Annotated in this window: 19 protein-coding genes; all 19 read right to left on the reverse strand. The window is 68.2% G+C overall.

What is annotated here, in order from left to right; translation table 11 throughout:
- Positions 1 to 46: 46 nt before the first annotated feature.
- Positions 47 to 409, reverse strand: a complete 363-nt coding sequence (gp17, locus tag N4G63_RS14810; protein ID WP_260786234.1) for a tail completion protein gp17 — start codon at positions 407 to 409, stop codon at positions 47 to 49.
- Entirely contained in the window at positions 406 to 873 is a 468-nt protein-coding gene (locus tag N4G63_RS14815; protein WP_260786235.1) for an HK97-gp10 family putative phage morphogenesis protein, read from the reverse strand. Before N4G63_RS14815 ends, gp17 begins: the two co-directional genes overlap by 4 nt.
- Positions 870 to 1,214, reverse strand: a complete 345-nt coding sequence (locus tag N4G63_RS14820) for a phage head closure protein (RefSeq protein ID WP_260786236.1) — start codon at positions 1,212 to 1,214, stop codon at positions 870 to 872. Before N4G63_RS14820 ends, N4G63_RS14815 begins: the two co-directional genes overlap by 4 nt.
- 2 nt (positions 1,215 to 1,216) lie before the next feature.
- On the reverse strand, positions 1,217 to 1,780 hold the full coding sequence (locus N4G63_RS14825; protein ID WP_260786237.1) for a head-tail connector protein: 564 nt from the start codon (positions 1,778 to 1,780) through the stop codon (positions 1,217 to 1,219).
- Between the two features lie 28 nt (positions 1,781 to 1,808).
- Positions 1,809 to 2,348, reverse strand: coding sequence for a DUF1643 domain-containing protein (locus N4G63_RS14830; protein WP_260786710.1), 540 nt, complete (start codon positions 2,346 to 2,348; stop codon positions 1,809 to 1,811).
- 19 nt (positions 2,349 to 2,367) lie between these two features.
- A complete protein-coding gene (locus N4G63_RS14835; protein ID WP_260786238.1) occupies positions 2,368 to 2,676 on the reverse strand; it encodes an XkdD/Y8K6 family phage-associated protein in 309 nt (102 codons plus the stop codon).
- Between the two features lie 7 nt (positions 2,677 to 2,683).
- The gene (locus N4G63_RS14840; protein ID WP_260786239.1) at positions 2,684 to 2,902 is read right to left on the reverse strand and encodes a hypothetical protein; all 219 of its coding nucleotides are present in this window, start codon (positions 2,900 to 2,902) and stop codon (positions 2,684 to 2,686) included.
- 38 nt (positions 2,903 to 2,940) lie between these two features.
- Positions 2,941 to 4,266: a hypothetical protein gene (locus tag N4G63_RS14845; RefSeq protein ID WP_314599870.1), complete on the reverse strand. Its 1,326-nt coding sequence runs from the start codon at positions 4,264 to 4,266 to the stop codon at positions 2,941 to 2,943.
- Positions 4,263 to 4,487, reverse strand: a complete 225-nt coding sequence (locus tag N4G63_RS14850) for a hypothetical protein (RefSeq protein ID WP_260786241.1) — start codon at positions 4,485 to 4,487, stop codon at positions 4,263 to 4,265. The genes N4G63_RS14845 and N4G63_RS14850 overlap by 4 nt, the downstream gene beginning before the upstream one ends.
- A gap of 56 nt (positions 4,488 to 4,543) precedes the next feature.
- Positions 4,544 to 5,701 carry a phage major capsid protein gene (locus tag N4G63_RS14855; protein ID WP_260786242.1) on the reverse strand — a complete coding sequence of 386 codons (1,158 nt, stop codon included), beginning with the start codon at positions 5,699 to 5,701 and terminating at the stop codon, positions 4,544 to 4,546.
- A 43-nt stretch (positions 5,702 to 5,744) separates the two neighbouring features.
- The gene (locus tag N4G63_RS14860; RefSeq protein ID WP_314599871.1) at positions 5,745 to 6,431 is read right to left on the reverse strand and encodes an HK97 family phage prohead protease; all 687 of its coding nucleotides are present in this window, start codon (positions 6,429 to 6,431) and stop codon (positions 5,745 to 5,747) included.
- Positions 6,400 to 7,647, reverse strand: coding sequence for a phage portal protein (locus N4G63_RS14865; protein ID WP_260786244.1), 1,248 nt, complete (start codon positions 7,645 to 7,647; stop codon positions 6,400 to 6,402). Before N4G63_RS14865 ends, N4G63_RS14860 begins: the two co-directional genes overlap by 32 nt.
- Entirely contained in the window at positions 7,647 to 9,374 is a 1,728-nt protein-coding gene (locus tag N4G63_RS14870; protein WP_260786245.1) for a terminase large subunit, read from the reverse strand. Before N4G63_RS14870 ends, N4G63_RS14865 begins: the two co-directional genes overlap by 1 nt.
- Positions 9,371 to 9,826 carry a phage terminase small subunit P27 family gene (locus N4G63_RS14875; protein ID WP_260786246.1) on the reverse strand — a complete coding sequence of 152 codons (456 nt, stop codon included), beginning with the start codon at positions 9,824 to 9,826 and terminating at the stop codon, positions 9,371 to 9,373. The genes N4G63_RS14870 and N4G63_RS14875 overlap by 4 nt, the downstream gene beginning before the upstream one ends.
- A gap of 19 nt (positions 9,827 to 9,845) precedes the next feature.
- Entirely contained in the window at positions 9,846 to 10,517 is a 672-nt protein-coding gene (locus N4G63_RS14880) for a hypothetical protein (RefSeq protein ID WP_260786247.1), read from the reverse strand.
- 19 nt (positions 10,518 to 10,536) lie between these two features.
- Complete coding sequence (locus N4G63_RS14885) at positions 10,537 to 10,941, reverse strand: HNH endonuclease (RefSeq protein WP_314599872.1); 405 nt, start codon at positions 10,939 to 10,941, stop codon at positions 10,537 to 10,539.
- A gap of 137 nt (positions 10,942 to 11,078) precedes the next feature.
- Positions 11,079 to 11,450, reverse strand: coding sequence for a hypothetical protein (locus tag N4G63_RS14890; RefSeq protein ID WP_314599873.1), 372 nt, complete (start codon positions 11,448 to 11,450; stop codon positions 11,079 to 11,081).
- Positions 11,443 to 12,756 carry a replicative DNA helicase gene (locus N4G63_RS14895; RefSeq protein ID WP_314599874.1) on the reverse strand — a complete coding sequence of 438 codons (1,314 nt, stop codon included), beginning with the start codon at positions 12,754 to 12,756 and terminating at the stop codon, positions 11,443 to 11,445. The genes N4G63_RS14890 and N4G63_RS14895 overlap by 8 nt, the downstream gene beginning before the upstream one ends.
- A complete protein-coding gene (locus tag N4G63_RS14900) occupies positions 12,749 to 13,351 on the reverse strand; it encodes a hypothetical protein (protein WP_314599875.1) in 603 nt (200 codons plus the stop codon). The genes N4G63_RS14895 and N4G63_RS14900 overlap by 8 nt, the downstream gene beginning before the upstream one ends.
- Positions 13,352 to 13,414 lie beyond the last annotated feature (63 nt).

The following is a 13,414-nucleotide window of genomic DNA, read 5'->3' on the forward strand; positions in this document are numbered from 1 at the left end:
CCGCGCTTGGCGGGCCTCGTGGGAGAAAAGCAGACGTCTGTACGGCCTAGGCCCACCACTCGACGGTGAGAACCGTGGCATCGAGGCCGGTTTCTTCGTCGTACGCGCTGGCGCGGGCGGTCACGCAGGCGCCGTGGCGAGCAGGTGCCGTGGCTACCGCGGCCACCACGGCATCGGCCAGCGCTTCAGCCTCGGCAACTTTGCGGGCCCAGCACTGCACTGTGAGCACGCACTGATCGGCCAGCACGGTGTTGTCCAGGCCCAGCAGTCGGTCGTGCTGTGCCGTGAACACCACGTAAGGCGGTGCCACGCCCTGCCCAATGGCGTTGTGCGCGATGGCCGTACCGGCCAGGGCGATCACGCCGGCATCAGCGGCCAGCAACGCACGAAAGTCGGTCTCGATGCTCATTGCGTGCCGCCCTTGCGGTTCATCTTGTCGATCTGTGGACCGACCACCTGCTTGAACTTCTCCAGGGCGTCGCTCAGCCGCTGACTGGCTGGCTGCAGGAACGGAATGGCCGCCATCTTCTTGGTGCCAAACTCGAGCCAGCGCCAGTAGTACGGATCGTGCGGGCTCTTGGCGCCGCGTTGGCCGCGCTTGGCAGGCCTGACGTTGACGAAAACGCCGACATCGCCTGCGCGACGCGCCGCTTTGCTGGTGCGCACCACGATGGCAGCGCGTACCGTGCCCGGCTTGCGCACCGGTGTCTTGAGCGTGGGCTGCAGCACCGGGGCACGTCGGCGAGCGTCGTCACGCACGATGCGCGCACCGGCCGCCAGTGCGTTGCGCAGCACCTGGCGGCGCAGCTTTGGCACCAGGCCAGCCAGTGCAGCCTTCAGCGCCGGAATGCCCTGCACCTTGGCGGAGATCATCTCGCGTCCCTCACGCCCGATTCGCACATCAGCTCCAGCGTGTGCCGGCGGCCATCCACATCGATCGGCGCGCCAGCCACGTCATATGCCACGCCGCGCCACAGCACACGAGTGGCGCTGAGCACATCCGGCCGGTATCGGATTGCGAAGCGCACCGACACCGACGCGCCGGCCGCAGCAGCCGCGAAGAAGTCACGCCCGCGCAGTGGTTCGCACTTGGCCCACAGCGTGGCGATGACTTGCCAGCTGGTGGAGCCCTGACCGTGGCTGTCGATGCCGGCGGCTGGTGCCTGCAGCGTGATCTGCTCGGTGAGGTCTGCGGCGGATACGAGCTTGCCCATGATCAGCTCCAGAGCCGCACCGGGTCGAGCAGCGCGCGCAGGAACGGTGCCTCGGCCAGGCTGTTGTGTGCGGCGGCGGCCGGGTTGTAGGCCCAGTGAGCAACCAGCGTCTTGATGAACAGCTTGACGCACTCGGGTACGTCGGCTGCGTCGTCAGCCCCGGCCGTCAAGTCGATGCGGACGCGCGGGCCTCCCGCCACGGCGCCCAGCGTGGGCCAGCTGGCGCCGACAGCAGGCGCGACACCGGTGCCGGTACTGAGCGGGTAGAAGGTAAACGCGCTGGCGGACATCGCCTGCGACCAGGTGCTGCCAGTCCAGTACGTGATGGCGCAGGCCGTGGCGCGGTGCGCGTGTAGCAGGTCATCGGCGGCCGGCCAGTCGGGCAGCTCGATGCGCCAGGTCTGCTCCATCAGCTGCCGGCCGGTCTCCTGCTCGGCCACCTGGCGGGCGGCGGCGATCAGGCCGGGCAGCATCGGCTCCAGAGCGTCGCCCGAGCTGATGCGCGCGGCGAGCGCGGCCTCGGCCGTGGTGACGGGCTCGGCGGTGGGTGGGTTCAGGAGGTACATGGCAATGTGCCGGTCTGAAGGGTGGGATTCAGGCCGCGGCGGCCTCGGCCCACGGCACCAGCGGCGTGCTGTAGCCCAGCATCAACGGGTGCTTCGGATCATCCGAAGCGGTCAAGCCGAACGTCATGACCGGCTTGCCTGACGACACCAGTGCGTCCATCAGCACATCGAACGCGAAGCGCAGGCTCGGCGGCACCTTGTCGGTGTTGCCCCAGCAGGGCACCAGGATGTCGGCCGCGTTGATGATGTCGGTCGTGTGGTCGCCGATGTCGGGGCCGAATGGGTCATCGACCGCAGCCAGCACCTGCACATCGGTGGCACGGAAGGCGAACACGTTGCCGACGATGAATCGCGGCGCGCCCCACCGGGCACAGAAGCCCATCCACTTTCGGACGGTCGCATCGTTGAGCGTGGCATCGGCGGTGGATGGGTTGACGCCGAAGAATGCGACGGTCTTGCCCTGCAGCGAGCCGCCTCGGCCAAGCGCTTCCAGCACGGCGGGGTCGATGTCGCGCGACAGCCGATAGCGGTACAGGCTGCACGGGCTGATGACTGCGGAACTTTCCATGTTCACCTCTGGGTGCTGGTCAGTGCGCCTGGCCGGTGGCCTTGGCGATGGCGGCTTGCGCGGCATCGGTGCCGGCCGTGCCGGTGAACACCACCTCGGAGAGAAGCAGCCGCAACGCGTCCAGCAGCTCGGGCGCGGCGGCGATCAGGCGAGCGTCCTCGTCGGTGTAGACCGCGCCGAATGGCGTGGCCTCACCGCCGTCGTATCCGCCCTCGTGGACCACCGTCAGCAGCGACGTGCCGGTGGCGTCGATGGGCACCAGGTGGCGGATGCCGCCATCCTCCACCAGCGACAGGCGCCACGGCCCGGGGGTGTGCGATTTGCTCATCGTCGGTTCACCTCTGGGTGCTTGCGAGCGCGGCCAGCGCCGCGCGATCACGCCATGCCGCCCACAGCATGCGCGTGGTGACATCGTTGTAGTGACCGGCGATCCACTGGCCGGGCTTCCAGCAGTGGCCCTCCATCCATGCCTCAAACGCCAGGCGCTCTGCGTCGCACACCTGGCCGCCGGTGGCGCCCATCGCGCGGGCCGCATCAATCGTCGGGGGGGTCATGTCGGGCTCACCGGCAAGGTATGGGAATCAGCGGCACATCACCACTTGCCAGACGCGGCCAGCGCGTCGGCCCACACCTGGGCGTACTCGGGGTACGCGGATGCCAGCAGGTGGGGCGCATTGGCGCCCACGATGGAGGTCGCAGGCGGTTCCGGGTAGGTGGGAGGTGTGCGCCCCCAATAGTCGTACAGGTCGCCGCCCGCGATGACTGACGCATTGCCCGCATAGGTGACGGTGAGCGCGTCATTGATGGCGAGCTGCAACGTGGCGAACTGGTCAGGGTAGGTCGGGTCAGCGAACACGGTGTAGTTCGGGCTGAAGCAGGTGAAGCCCAGCGCCACCCTGTAGCCCTGGGCCACGAAGTAGTCCACCATCGACTCGACGGCCTGCTTGTACCAACTGCGAATGGTCGGCTGGTTGGCCAGGGACGCCTGGGCGTCTGACTGGCCGTTGGCCATGAAGACCCAGCGTTCGCTCACGCCGCTGATGGCGTCCAGATTGGTCTTGGTGCGAGCCAGCAGGCCCAGTGGATCAAAGCCGAAATCCCCCGACCGCAGCACCTTGAATGCCGCCATCGACCCCACAGAGGTAGCGACGCACGTCCAGGTGATCGTGTTGTCCACGATGTCGTCATTGACCGCAGCGGTGGCAAATGCGGCCGGCTTTGTGGCGCCCGTCACCTGGGTGGCAGTCGGGGTGATGATGTAGTCGATATTGGTCGCGCCGCTGCCAGAAGGGATGGCCACGCCACTGGCGTTCGTGGCGTAGCGTGGCCGACCGACCTTGCAGCGAAAGACGCGCCCACTGTCCACGATCACATCGCCGTAATCGCCCGCGTCACCAGTCCCCAGGCTGGCCCGCTGGCCGAAGAATGCGGCATTGGCCGCCCATTGCGTAGCCTGGCCCGCCCACTGCTTGATGAACGACGATCCGCCGACGGCACAGTTGCGCCACTGTAGTGACCAGCCGCGGTTGCGCAGCCGGGCGTGTAGGTGCGGGATCACACTGCCCAGGGCGCTGACGGACGGGGCAATAGGGTCCGCGAGGCCAAGCCCGTCGAAGGTCACGTCGGTGGCCACGCTGCCGGGGCCGGCCCAGTTGCGGGCGCCGCTGCGCTCATTGCTCTGCCCGACCTGGGCCACGCCGCGCTTGCCGGCGCCCCCCGCAATCCCATGTGCTGACACCAAGCCTTTGCCGGCGATCTTCTCTGCGGCGCTGAACGTCGGTGTGTAGCCGTCCATCCCGGCGGTGTAGCTGCGCGCGAGCCCCAGGCCGATCAGGCGGGTCTCTTCGCTGCCACTGAGGGTCGACACCACCTGGCCGGCTTCGAAGCCGTTCCACTGGGCCCGCATCTGGATGGTCATGCTTGTTCTCCGGTGCGCTTGCTGCGCTTGGCGGCGGGCTTGGCCGCGGTTTCCTGGGTCTCGACAGGTGCAGACGCCTGCACGGTGTCAACGAAGCGGGCGCAGCCCACGTCCTCGACGAAGTGGCGGGCCATCTCGTCGTCGATGCGGGCCGTGTCGCCAGGGGCGAAGCCGCCCACGATGGGCGAACTGCCGTAGGTGGTGAACTCGATCTTGCGCATGGGCTGCAGGGCGGCGCCGTTGCCAGCGCCGCCCGTCTCGCTTCAGGGGTTGACGATCAGGCCGGGGTCAGGTCGCCGTAGCGCACCGCCGCCGGGCGCTCCACGGCCAGCATGCAGCGGCGGAAGGCGCGCAGCGTGACCAGCAGCTTCTGGAAGTTGTCGTTGTCCTGTTCGGACATGCCGACTTCCATCGCCTCGCGGTTGTAGAACGTGCCGGCTTGGGTGGTGTTCATCGTCAGCACGTTGTCGGCCGTGATGGCGTTCGACAGGATCACCGGCACGCCGAACAGCGCGGGCGCGATCGTCTGGCCAGGGTCGCCCAGCAGGTAGCGGTTCTGGCTGTCCTTGGCCAGGCGCATCGTCCACCAGTCCGTGGGGTTCAGACAGATCACGTCCGCCGGGTAGTCGCCGGCCTGGCTGTCGCCCAGCATCTTGCCGATCAGGTCGAAGCGGTTGTTCAGCAGGCCGGCACCGGTCAGGCTGGCCGCGGTGTAGCCGTGGGCGGTGAAGTTGCCCGACTTGGTCAGGCCGCTCATGTTCGGCGCGGTGCCATTGCCGGCGAAGATCTGGTTTTCGACGCGCAGGTCGACGCCGTAGCGCATGCGCAGGTCGATGTACCGGGCCAGCGCGGCTTGGTCGGCGGCCAACTGCCGGCTGATCTTGATGAAGTGGCCGACGGTGGCCACCGACTCGGTCACCAGCGTGGTGGTGACGGCCGACTCGGGCAGCGCGTTGCCTTCGGTCGCTTCCGCCGCGCTGTTCGTGAACACGTTCTCGCGCACGTACTCGATGGCGTTCGAGCTCGTGGGCACGCTGGCGAGCAGGCGTTCCAGCGTGAACTGGCGGAAAGCGCCGCCGACCATCGGACGCAACTCGGGCTGGGTGTTGCCCACGGTGTTGGTGACGGTGTTCTTCAGCTCGACCGAGACCGACTTGGCGCCGCGGTTGAAGTTCTCGAAGGCGGCGTTCTTCACGAACTGCTGGCCGATCGATTCGCCCGCGCCATCGTTGGCGGGCGGGGTCAGGCCCTTCTGCTCCAGCGACAGCAGGCGGTCGGCCAGCTCGCGCTGCTGCACGCCCAGGTTGTCGATGGCCGACTTGGTGTCGGTCGTGACCTTGCCGAGGGTGGCGGCTTCGCCGGTGGCCTTCTCGTCCATCTTCTGCAGACGGGCCTCCAGGGCGTCCAGCGCCTTGGTGACTTGTTCAAACGACATGGTGTTTCCTTCCAGGATTGCTGCGGGGTGGGGGTTTGCGCGTTCAGGCGAGGGCCAGGCGCTGCAGCCGTGCGGCCAGCTGCTGGACCTGCGCCGCCTCGTCGTCGGCCTTGACTGCGGCAGGCTCCCCCTGCAGCGCCAGCGCCTTGACGCGGGCCACCAGCGCGGAGGCGGCCCCTTTGCTGAGCCCGGCTGCATCCCGCAGCAGTTGCTCCAGTTCACGGATGGTGGCCACTTCGGCCAGAGCGTCGAGCATGTCGGCGCCCTTCACTTCTTGCACACGGGCGGCGCCGTCGGCCGGGAAGACCACGGGCGAGATCTCGACCAGGCGCGACCACTTGCGGATCACGCGGCCCTGCTCGGTGGCGTCGTAGTCGCCCTGCTTCACGAAGCCGCCGACGCTCAGCCCGCCCAGCGTGCCGTGTTTCATCGCGGCGTACACGGCATCGGCGGCGACCAGGCCGGGCGTGAACTCACCCTCGACGTAGAGGCCATGCTCGTCTTCGACGGCCTTGGTCCACTTGCCCACGGGGATGCTGCGCCAGTCGTGGTTGAAGAACATCTTCGGCATGCCGTTCTGGCGCAGGGTGCTGGCGAACGCGCCACGCACGATGGTGTCGCCGACTGAGTCGACGCCGCCGAAGACGCTGGAATAGCCGCTGAACGTGCCGGCCGGCCCTTCGGCCTTCAGTTTCACGTCACTGAGCGGTAGGTGCTTGTGCAGGAGCATTGCTGCCTCCGGTTTGCAGGCCCAGGGAATCCACGGGCAGAAGGTTCGATTGCGCCGTCAGCATCTGGCTGCCGCGGCTGCGGCGCTGCGGTAGGTTCTCCAGCTGGCGAACCTCGTCGCGATCCATCCAGCCGTTCTGCACGGCCTGGGAGTAGTAGGCTGAGCGCGCGGCGGTGTCGCCCCGCAGCAGGGCGTCGGCGTTGAACTCGACGGCCAGGCGGGCGCGCTGGGCAGGGGTCAGCACACGCTTGGTGACGGCCTGCTCGATGCTGACCAGCATGGGCAGGATGGTGAAGGTGTAGAAGCCGCGGGTCAGCTGCTCGATGCCGCTGCCCCAGCTGGTGACGTTGGCGTGGTGCACCAGCACCGGCGGCACATCGAACCAGCGGCAGATCTCTTCCACGCCGAAGCGGCGGGTCTCCAGAAGCTGCTGGTCCTCGGGGCTGAGGCTTAGCTGCTGGTACTTCATGTTGGCTTCGAGCACGTACAGGCGCGCGGTGCTGCCGGTCGCCATCTCGCCGAAGCGTTCCTTCACGGCGGCGCGCTGGTCGGCCTTGAGCACCGAGTCAACCATCAGCACGCCTGTGGGCTTGCCGGCCGCGCCGAACAGCTTGCTGGCCGCTTCCATGGCGTTCGCCGACTCGGCCGCGGTGGCACGCATGAAGGCGAGCTTGTCCAGCGGCGTGGTGCCGTTGCCCAGGCCCTTGATGGCCAGCACGTTCTCTTCGGCCAGCACGGCCACGTCGGCGCCGATGCGGTACTCGTAGACCATGGCGCCGTCGTCGAGCAGCACCGGCGTCACCTGCGAGGTGGGCATCGGCCAAAGGGCCACCGCCTCGCCGGTGCGGACATCGCGGTCGATGCGCGCATACGCGGCGTTGCGCAGATCGTGGTTCAGCATCATGGCCATCCAGAATTCGCTGGGGGTCATGCGGCTGTTGGGCGAGTCGTGCAGCAGCTGGTAGAGGCGGCTGTCACGGGCTAGCGTCTTGTCGCCGTTGGTCTGGCGCTGATAGGCGAACAGCGGCAGCGTGGCCACGATGCGGCCGCGGCGCTCGGCGCAAGCCCACACGGTGGACAGCTGCAGCACCTGGTCGTCGGTCAGGCTGCGGGCATCGTCGACCAGCTGCAGGCCGGGCGTGCCGCGCTGCGGGCCGCGGTGTTCGGCCAGGCCGGTGCCGAACCAGCTGCTGATCAGTCGTGTGAGGAAGGACATCAGGCGATCAGCGGGGCTGAGAGGAAGTCATCGAGCGGCGGTGTTTCGGGTGTCTTCGCCGCGCTGGCGTAGGCCATCACGGTGGCCACCATCAAGTCGATGCGACCGGTGGCCTTCGCCTTGTTCAGCTTGCGATTGCCGGCCGGGTCAGAGTCGGTCACCGCGTTGGCGGCGCACCAGGTCAGCACCGGGTGACCGTTGTGGGCCACGGTCTGGTTCAGGATGGCGGTCTCGAACTCGTCGATGGCCGGCGACATGTCCTTGAAGCCCTGGCCAAAGTCCAGCAGCGGCGGCAGCGTGATGCCTTCGTCGTCGGCGATCTGGCGGAAGTCTTCGAGGCGCCAGCGGTCTGCGGCGATGCTCTGCACATCGAACTCGGCGCAGATCAGCGCCACGCGCTGCAGAACGGCGCGTTTGCTGATGGCGGCGCCGGGCGTGGTCTCCAGGTGGCCAGCCTGCTTCCACGCGGCGTAGTCGACGCGGTCGCGTTCTGACCGCTTGCGCAGGTCCATGTCGGGCCCACCCTCTGGCAGCCAGCACCAGGGCAAGATCGCCCAGGGCTCGCCGGCTTCGACTGGCTCGATCAGCAGCACGAAGGCAGTCAGGTCGGTGGTGCTCGACAGGTCCAGGCCGGCGTAGGCGCGGCGGCCGCGGAACTGGGCGGCGGTGAAGGCGCGTTGGCACGGGTCCCACACGGCGGCCGACAACCACGGATTGATGGCGGCGGTCCACTGGCAGAAGTTCAGCCGGCGCACGATGGCTTCTTTGGCCGGCATGCCGCGCGCCTCGGTCACCTGCTCGCGCAGGTATTGCAGGCCCGGCAGGCTGTTGAACTGCAGCGACGGGTTTGCCTTGGCCCAGCACGATTCGTCGACCATCGGGTCGTCGCCTTTGTCCAGGCCACACACGAAGCCGAAGAAGGCGTCATCCACGCGGCTGCCGGCGGCCACGTCGGCGGCGTAGTCGTGGTAAATGCCGCAGGGCGTGTTCTTGCCGGCGCCGCTGTTTGTGATCATGAAGATCAGCGCCTGGCGACGGCTTTTCGTACCGGCGCGCATCAGCTCGACGATCTGGGCGGTCTTGTGTTCGTGCACTTCGTCCAGTAGCGCCACGTGGGGCCGCGGGCCAGATTGGCCTTCGTCGGCGCTGATGGGGCGGAAGAAGCTGCCTTGCGCGCGAAACGCCAGGTTCCACACCGCCTCGCCGCGGCCGCTGGTGGTGAGCCGGCGTTGCAGGCCTGGGCTGTGCTGGTACATCGCCACCGCGTCGCGGAAGAGGACCATGGCCTGGTCCTTTTTGGTCGCCGCGGCGTAGATCTCGGCGCGGTTTTCGCGGTCGGCCACTAGGCCCTTCATGCCCACGCCGGCGGCCAGCGGGCTCTTGCCGGAACCCTTGCCGGTCTCAACGTACACCACGCGGAAGCGGCGCAGCCACGCCTGGTGCTCTTCGTCGAAGCGCATCCACCCGTAGATGCTGCCGACGATGAAGGCCTGCCAGCCATCGAGGATGAAAGGCTTGCCCTCGAACTCGCCGCCGTTCAGGCAGAGCTCTTGCTCGAAGAAGGCGATGGCCTTGGCCGCGGTGCCGGCGTCGAAGGCGAGGTCGCGGGCCTCGCCTTCCACCAGGTCGCGCATGTGGCGGGCGCAGGCGTCGCGCACATGCGGCCCGGCGATGATCTCGCCGGCCAGCACGCGCTGGGCGTAGGTGGTGACGCGGTCTTCGTTCATGCGTCGTAGTGCCCGCCGTCGGTGCCGGTGCCGGCCGGCTCTTTTCCGAATAGCTCGCCCTGCGGGTCGATGGTGACGCGGGAACGGGCGGAAGGCGTGGCACCGAACTCGCGCAGCACGGCCAGGGCCTGCTTGTAGGCCATGGACTTCACCATGGCCCAGGGGCTGAGGCTGATGCTGCCGGTCTCGGCGTTCTTCTGCAGCAGGCGGCCCTCGGCCGTCTTCTCCATGCACAGGCGGAAGGTGGCGATGGCATCGCAGGCCATCTCGAGCGCGGGCGTGTCGATGGTGGTCAGTACGCCGGCCTTCTTCAGCTGCGGCGCGAGCTGGTTCCACACGGCGGCTGTGGCTGCAGGCAGGTGAGCCGGCGCGGCCAGATCCTGCAGCACGTCGGGCTCGGGTTCCTTGTCGTTGCGTGCACGCTTGCCGGGGTTGCCCCGCAGCTGGTGCACGTTCGACGGCAGCGGCGGTCTACCGGCCATAGGGTGCCCAGCCGGTGAAGTTGTCGTTGAACGAGTGCACGGCGTCGAAGAAGTCGGCGTAGTGCCAGAACAGGCCCGCGTCGGCCGTCACGGTGGTCTGTTCGGTGCGCGGGTTCGTGTTCACGTTTGCGCTGCTCTCGATCACCAGATGGCGATGGAAGGCGCGGTTCTGCAGCAGCATCACCTTGCTGTGGTTGCGGAACGTGGCCACGCGGCCGCTGTGGCGGCGCACGGCCTGGCACATCAGGGCGAAGGCATCGGCGTACTGGCTGGGGAAAATCTCGCCGGTGTAGACGTCCAGGTGCTTCAGGCTGCCGGTGTCAAGCCACTCGGCCAGCTGGCGCACATCGTCCATGGCCATGCACCAGGTCGACACCAGCATGCGGTCGAAGGTCTCATGCTCCATCAGGTGCTTGGCGAACGACAGGCTGTCGATGTCGCCGCCGCTGATCACGTGCCAGCTGTCGCCAGCCTCGACGAAGGGCGGCAGCAGGTCGGCCAGCAGGGCTTCCGACTTGGCGCGGCGCACGCTGATGCGGGTACGGGTGCGTTGGGCCCGGGCGATCACCCGGCGGGCGGCGCGCTTGGCGCTCAGCTCGGGATCGTCGAACTCCGACAGATCCGCGAAGAGGTCGGCGTCGTCGACTGCCTGCACCTCCATACCCTCGAACGCCTCCCCCCTATCCATTTCGCGGTTCTGCAAACGGAGGGAGGGGAGCGGTCCGGCAGGCATCGCCTCCAGACTTCTGACCCGCCCCCCCTTGGGTGATGGGGCGGTGCCAGGGGTGAGCGCCGTCCAGCGGCTTGCCGTCGAGGCCAGCGCCGCGCAGCACTCCGTCGGCGTTGTGCTCCTGCGCCTGCTTGTGCGCATCGTGGCAGGGCTTGCACAGGGTCTGCAGATTGCCGTCGCTGAAGAAGAGCTCGAGGTCACCACGATGCGGCCGCACGTGGTCAACGACCCCACCGGCCACCGTGCGCCCAAGCTTCAGGTGGAAGCAGCACAGCGGGTGCAGCTGCAGCTGCTGCTTGCGCAGTTTCTGCCAGCGGGCTGTCTTGTAGAGGTGGTGGTAGTCGGAGCGGGCCATACGAACGAAAGCCCGCGCACCTTGCGGTGGCGGGCTTCGTGGGCGTGGACAGGATCAAGAGGGAGTCAGAATCGCGCAGGAAAAACCAGCGTGCCTGAACTGTAGGGGTTCGCGATAACTCGTAAAACCCCCGTCGCTCAGGTGAGGCCCTCAGCCATCCGCGCCAGCAGCCGCTTCGCCTCCACCACCCGCGCGCGCACCGTGCTGGCTTGGCAGTCGAGTCGGTAGACCTGCTCGTCGGGCCTGGCCCGGTCGAGGTACACCACCACCAGCGTGTTTTGCAGGCGCACGCTCAGCGCCAGGATGTCGCGATGCGTCTGCTGCTGCTGGACATCGCCGCAGCTGGGAGCGCTGCGCATTGTGGGCGTCTGCCCTGGTGTCGGTGGCATCCAGCTCTCGTGCAGCACGCTCTTGGTCGGGTAGCCCGCGCTGGTGTGCCCACCCTTCACCCACGCAGCCCAGGCCAGTAGCCGCTGCTCCATCACATCCACCGTGGTCGCGTCACGCATGGCCCGCGCCCTCCATGCGCTGGGTGGCACCATCGAACCACAGCTGTACCGTGTCGCACGGGCCATTCTTGTTCTTGGCGAGCTCGAGCTGAGCGTGGTGCTTGTTCTCGGGTGTGGGCCTGGCCCGGCCCGCGCGCCACAGCAGGCCGATGATGTCAGCCGCCTGCTCAATGCCGCCGCTCTCGGCCAGATGGTCGATGCGTGGCGGGCCTCCGCCTTCGTCGGCCTTGCGGCTCAGCTGGCTCAGCAGCACCACCGCGCACCGAAGTTCTTTGGCCAGGCGCTTCAGGCCGCGTGCGATGCGGTTCAGCTCGTAGGCCCTGCTTTCGTCGTTGCCCTTGCCTTCCATCAGCTGCAGGTAGTCCACGATCATCACGCCCAGGTCGCCCTGGCGTGCAGCCACCCCCTGGGCCTTGCGCCGCACCGTCTCCAAGCTCAGCGCTGGCTGGTCATCCACGTGGATCGGCAGGCCGCGCAGCGCGTCCAGGCCACGCGTCACGCCATCCCACAGCGGGCCGCGCGCGCGCGCCGGGTTGCGCAGATCGGCCAGGTTCACCAGACCGGCGGCTGCCACCTGCCGGCTCACCAGCATCTGCAAGCTGTCCTCCATGCTCAGCACCAGCACCGGCGCGGTGCGCGCCATGTTGCGCGCCAGCATGTGACACAGCGCCGTCTTGCCCATGCTGGGCCGGCTGCCGATCACCATCAGCTCACCGCGGCGCAGCCCGCCGGCCAGCAGTTCGTCTACATCGCCCAGGCCAGTCGGGATGGCATCGAGCTCGCCAGCCTCGCGCGCTTGCAACTCCTCTACCCACACCGGCAGCAGGTCATCCAGCGGTCGCGGGTCGTTCTCGCCGCGCCCCTGGCTGAGCGCCAGCAGCGCCACCATGGCTGAGTCGATGGCCACCAGCGCATCATCGCCACGCCACACCGCGCCCGCCATCTCATCGGCCAGCGCGATCACGCGCCGCGCACGCGCACGCTCAGCCACGATGTCAGCGTAGCCGCGCACGTTCGTTGCGCTGGCGACGCTCTGCGCCAGATCGTTCAGGTAGGCCAGGCCACCCGCATCATCGGCCCGACCCGTGCGCTGCAGCGCCTCGAAGACCGTGATCACGTCGGCCGGCTTGCTGGCCATCACCAGCGACGTTATGGCGTCCCAGATCAGCTGATGCTCGTACCGGTAGAACGCCGCCGCGTTGAGCACGGCCGCCGCCTTGTCGAAAGCCATGTCATCCAGCAGCAGCGCGCCCAGCACGCTCTGCTCGGCCTCGAGGCTGTGGGGGGGGACGCGCAGCTCAGCCATGGCGCCCGCCTTGCCGTTGCGCCTGGATGCGCGCCAGCAGCCGGGCGCGCGCCGCGGCTTCCGCCGCCGGATCCACAGCCGGCGCCAGCGGCTCGGCGGCCGGGGGCGGCAGGGCCACCAGGGCGCGCAGCGCGTCGCCCTTTTCGGCCCAGCGCTCAATGCGCGCCTCGCGTGCCATCAGCCACTCGATCTCGCGCATGGCGTCGCGCATGCGGTCACGCGCGGCCTGCGACTCGCCGCCCACAGCGTCCAGCGGGTCGGCCGCCATGCCCTCCACGGCGGCCATCAGCATTTCGGTGTCGTACCCCATCGCCAGCGCGGCCTGGATGGCCATGCGCCGCGTCGGGCCCATCTTGCAGCGGCGCGGGTTGCGGCTGTTGACGAACAGCCAGTGCTCGAACACGCGCCGCGCGGGGTCGGTGGTGCCGAGATTGAAGCCTGGTGCCTGTGAATCCACAATTCTGAGCTGGTGTAGTGCCATCCTGCTGTCCCTTGCCTTGATCTGTGCCCATTGGTGAGTGCTTGAGCAAAGCGGGGCCTTTCCCGTGGCCACGCGCCACAGGTTCGCCACCGCTTTTGCGAGGTGCATGCCCATCGGAGCCGTGCCGTCGCATCGCGTCGCCCAGACTTGCACCGCAGCGCGAATGGCAAAAGCCAT

Origin of the sequence: Aquabacterium sp. OR-4, from assembly GCF_025290835.2 — a bacterium.
In the GTDB taxonomy this organism is placed as follows: domain Bacteria; phylum Pseudomonadota; class Gammaproteobacteria; order Burkholderiales; family Burkholderiaceae_C; genus Pseudaquabacterium.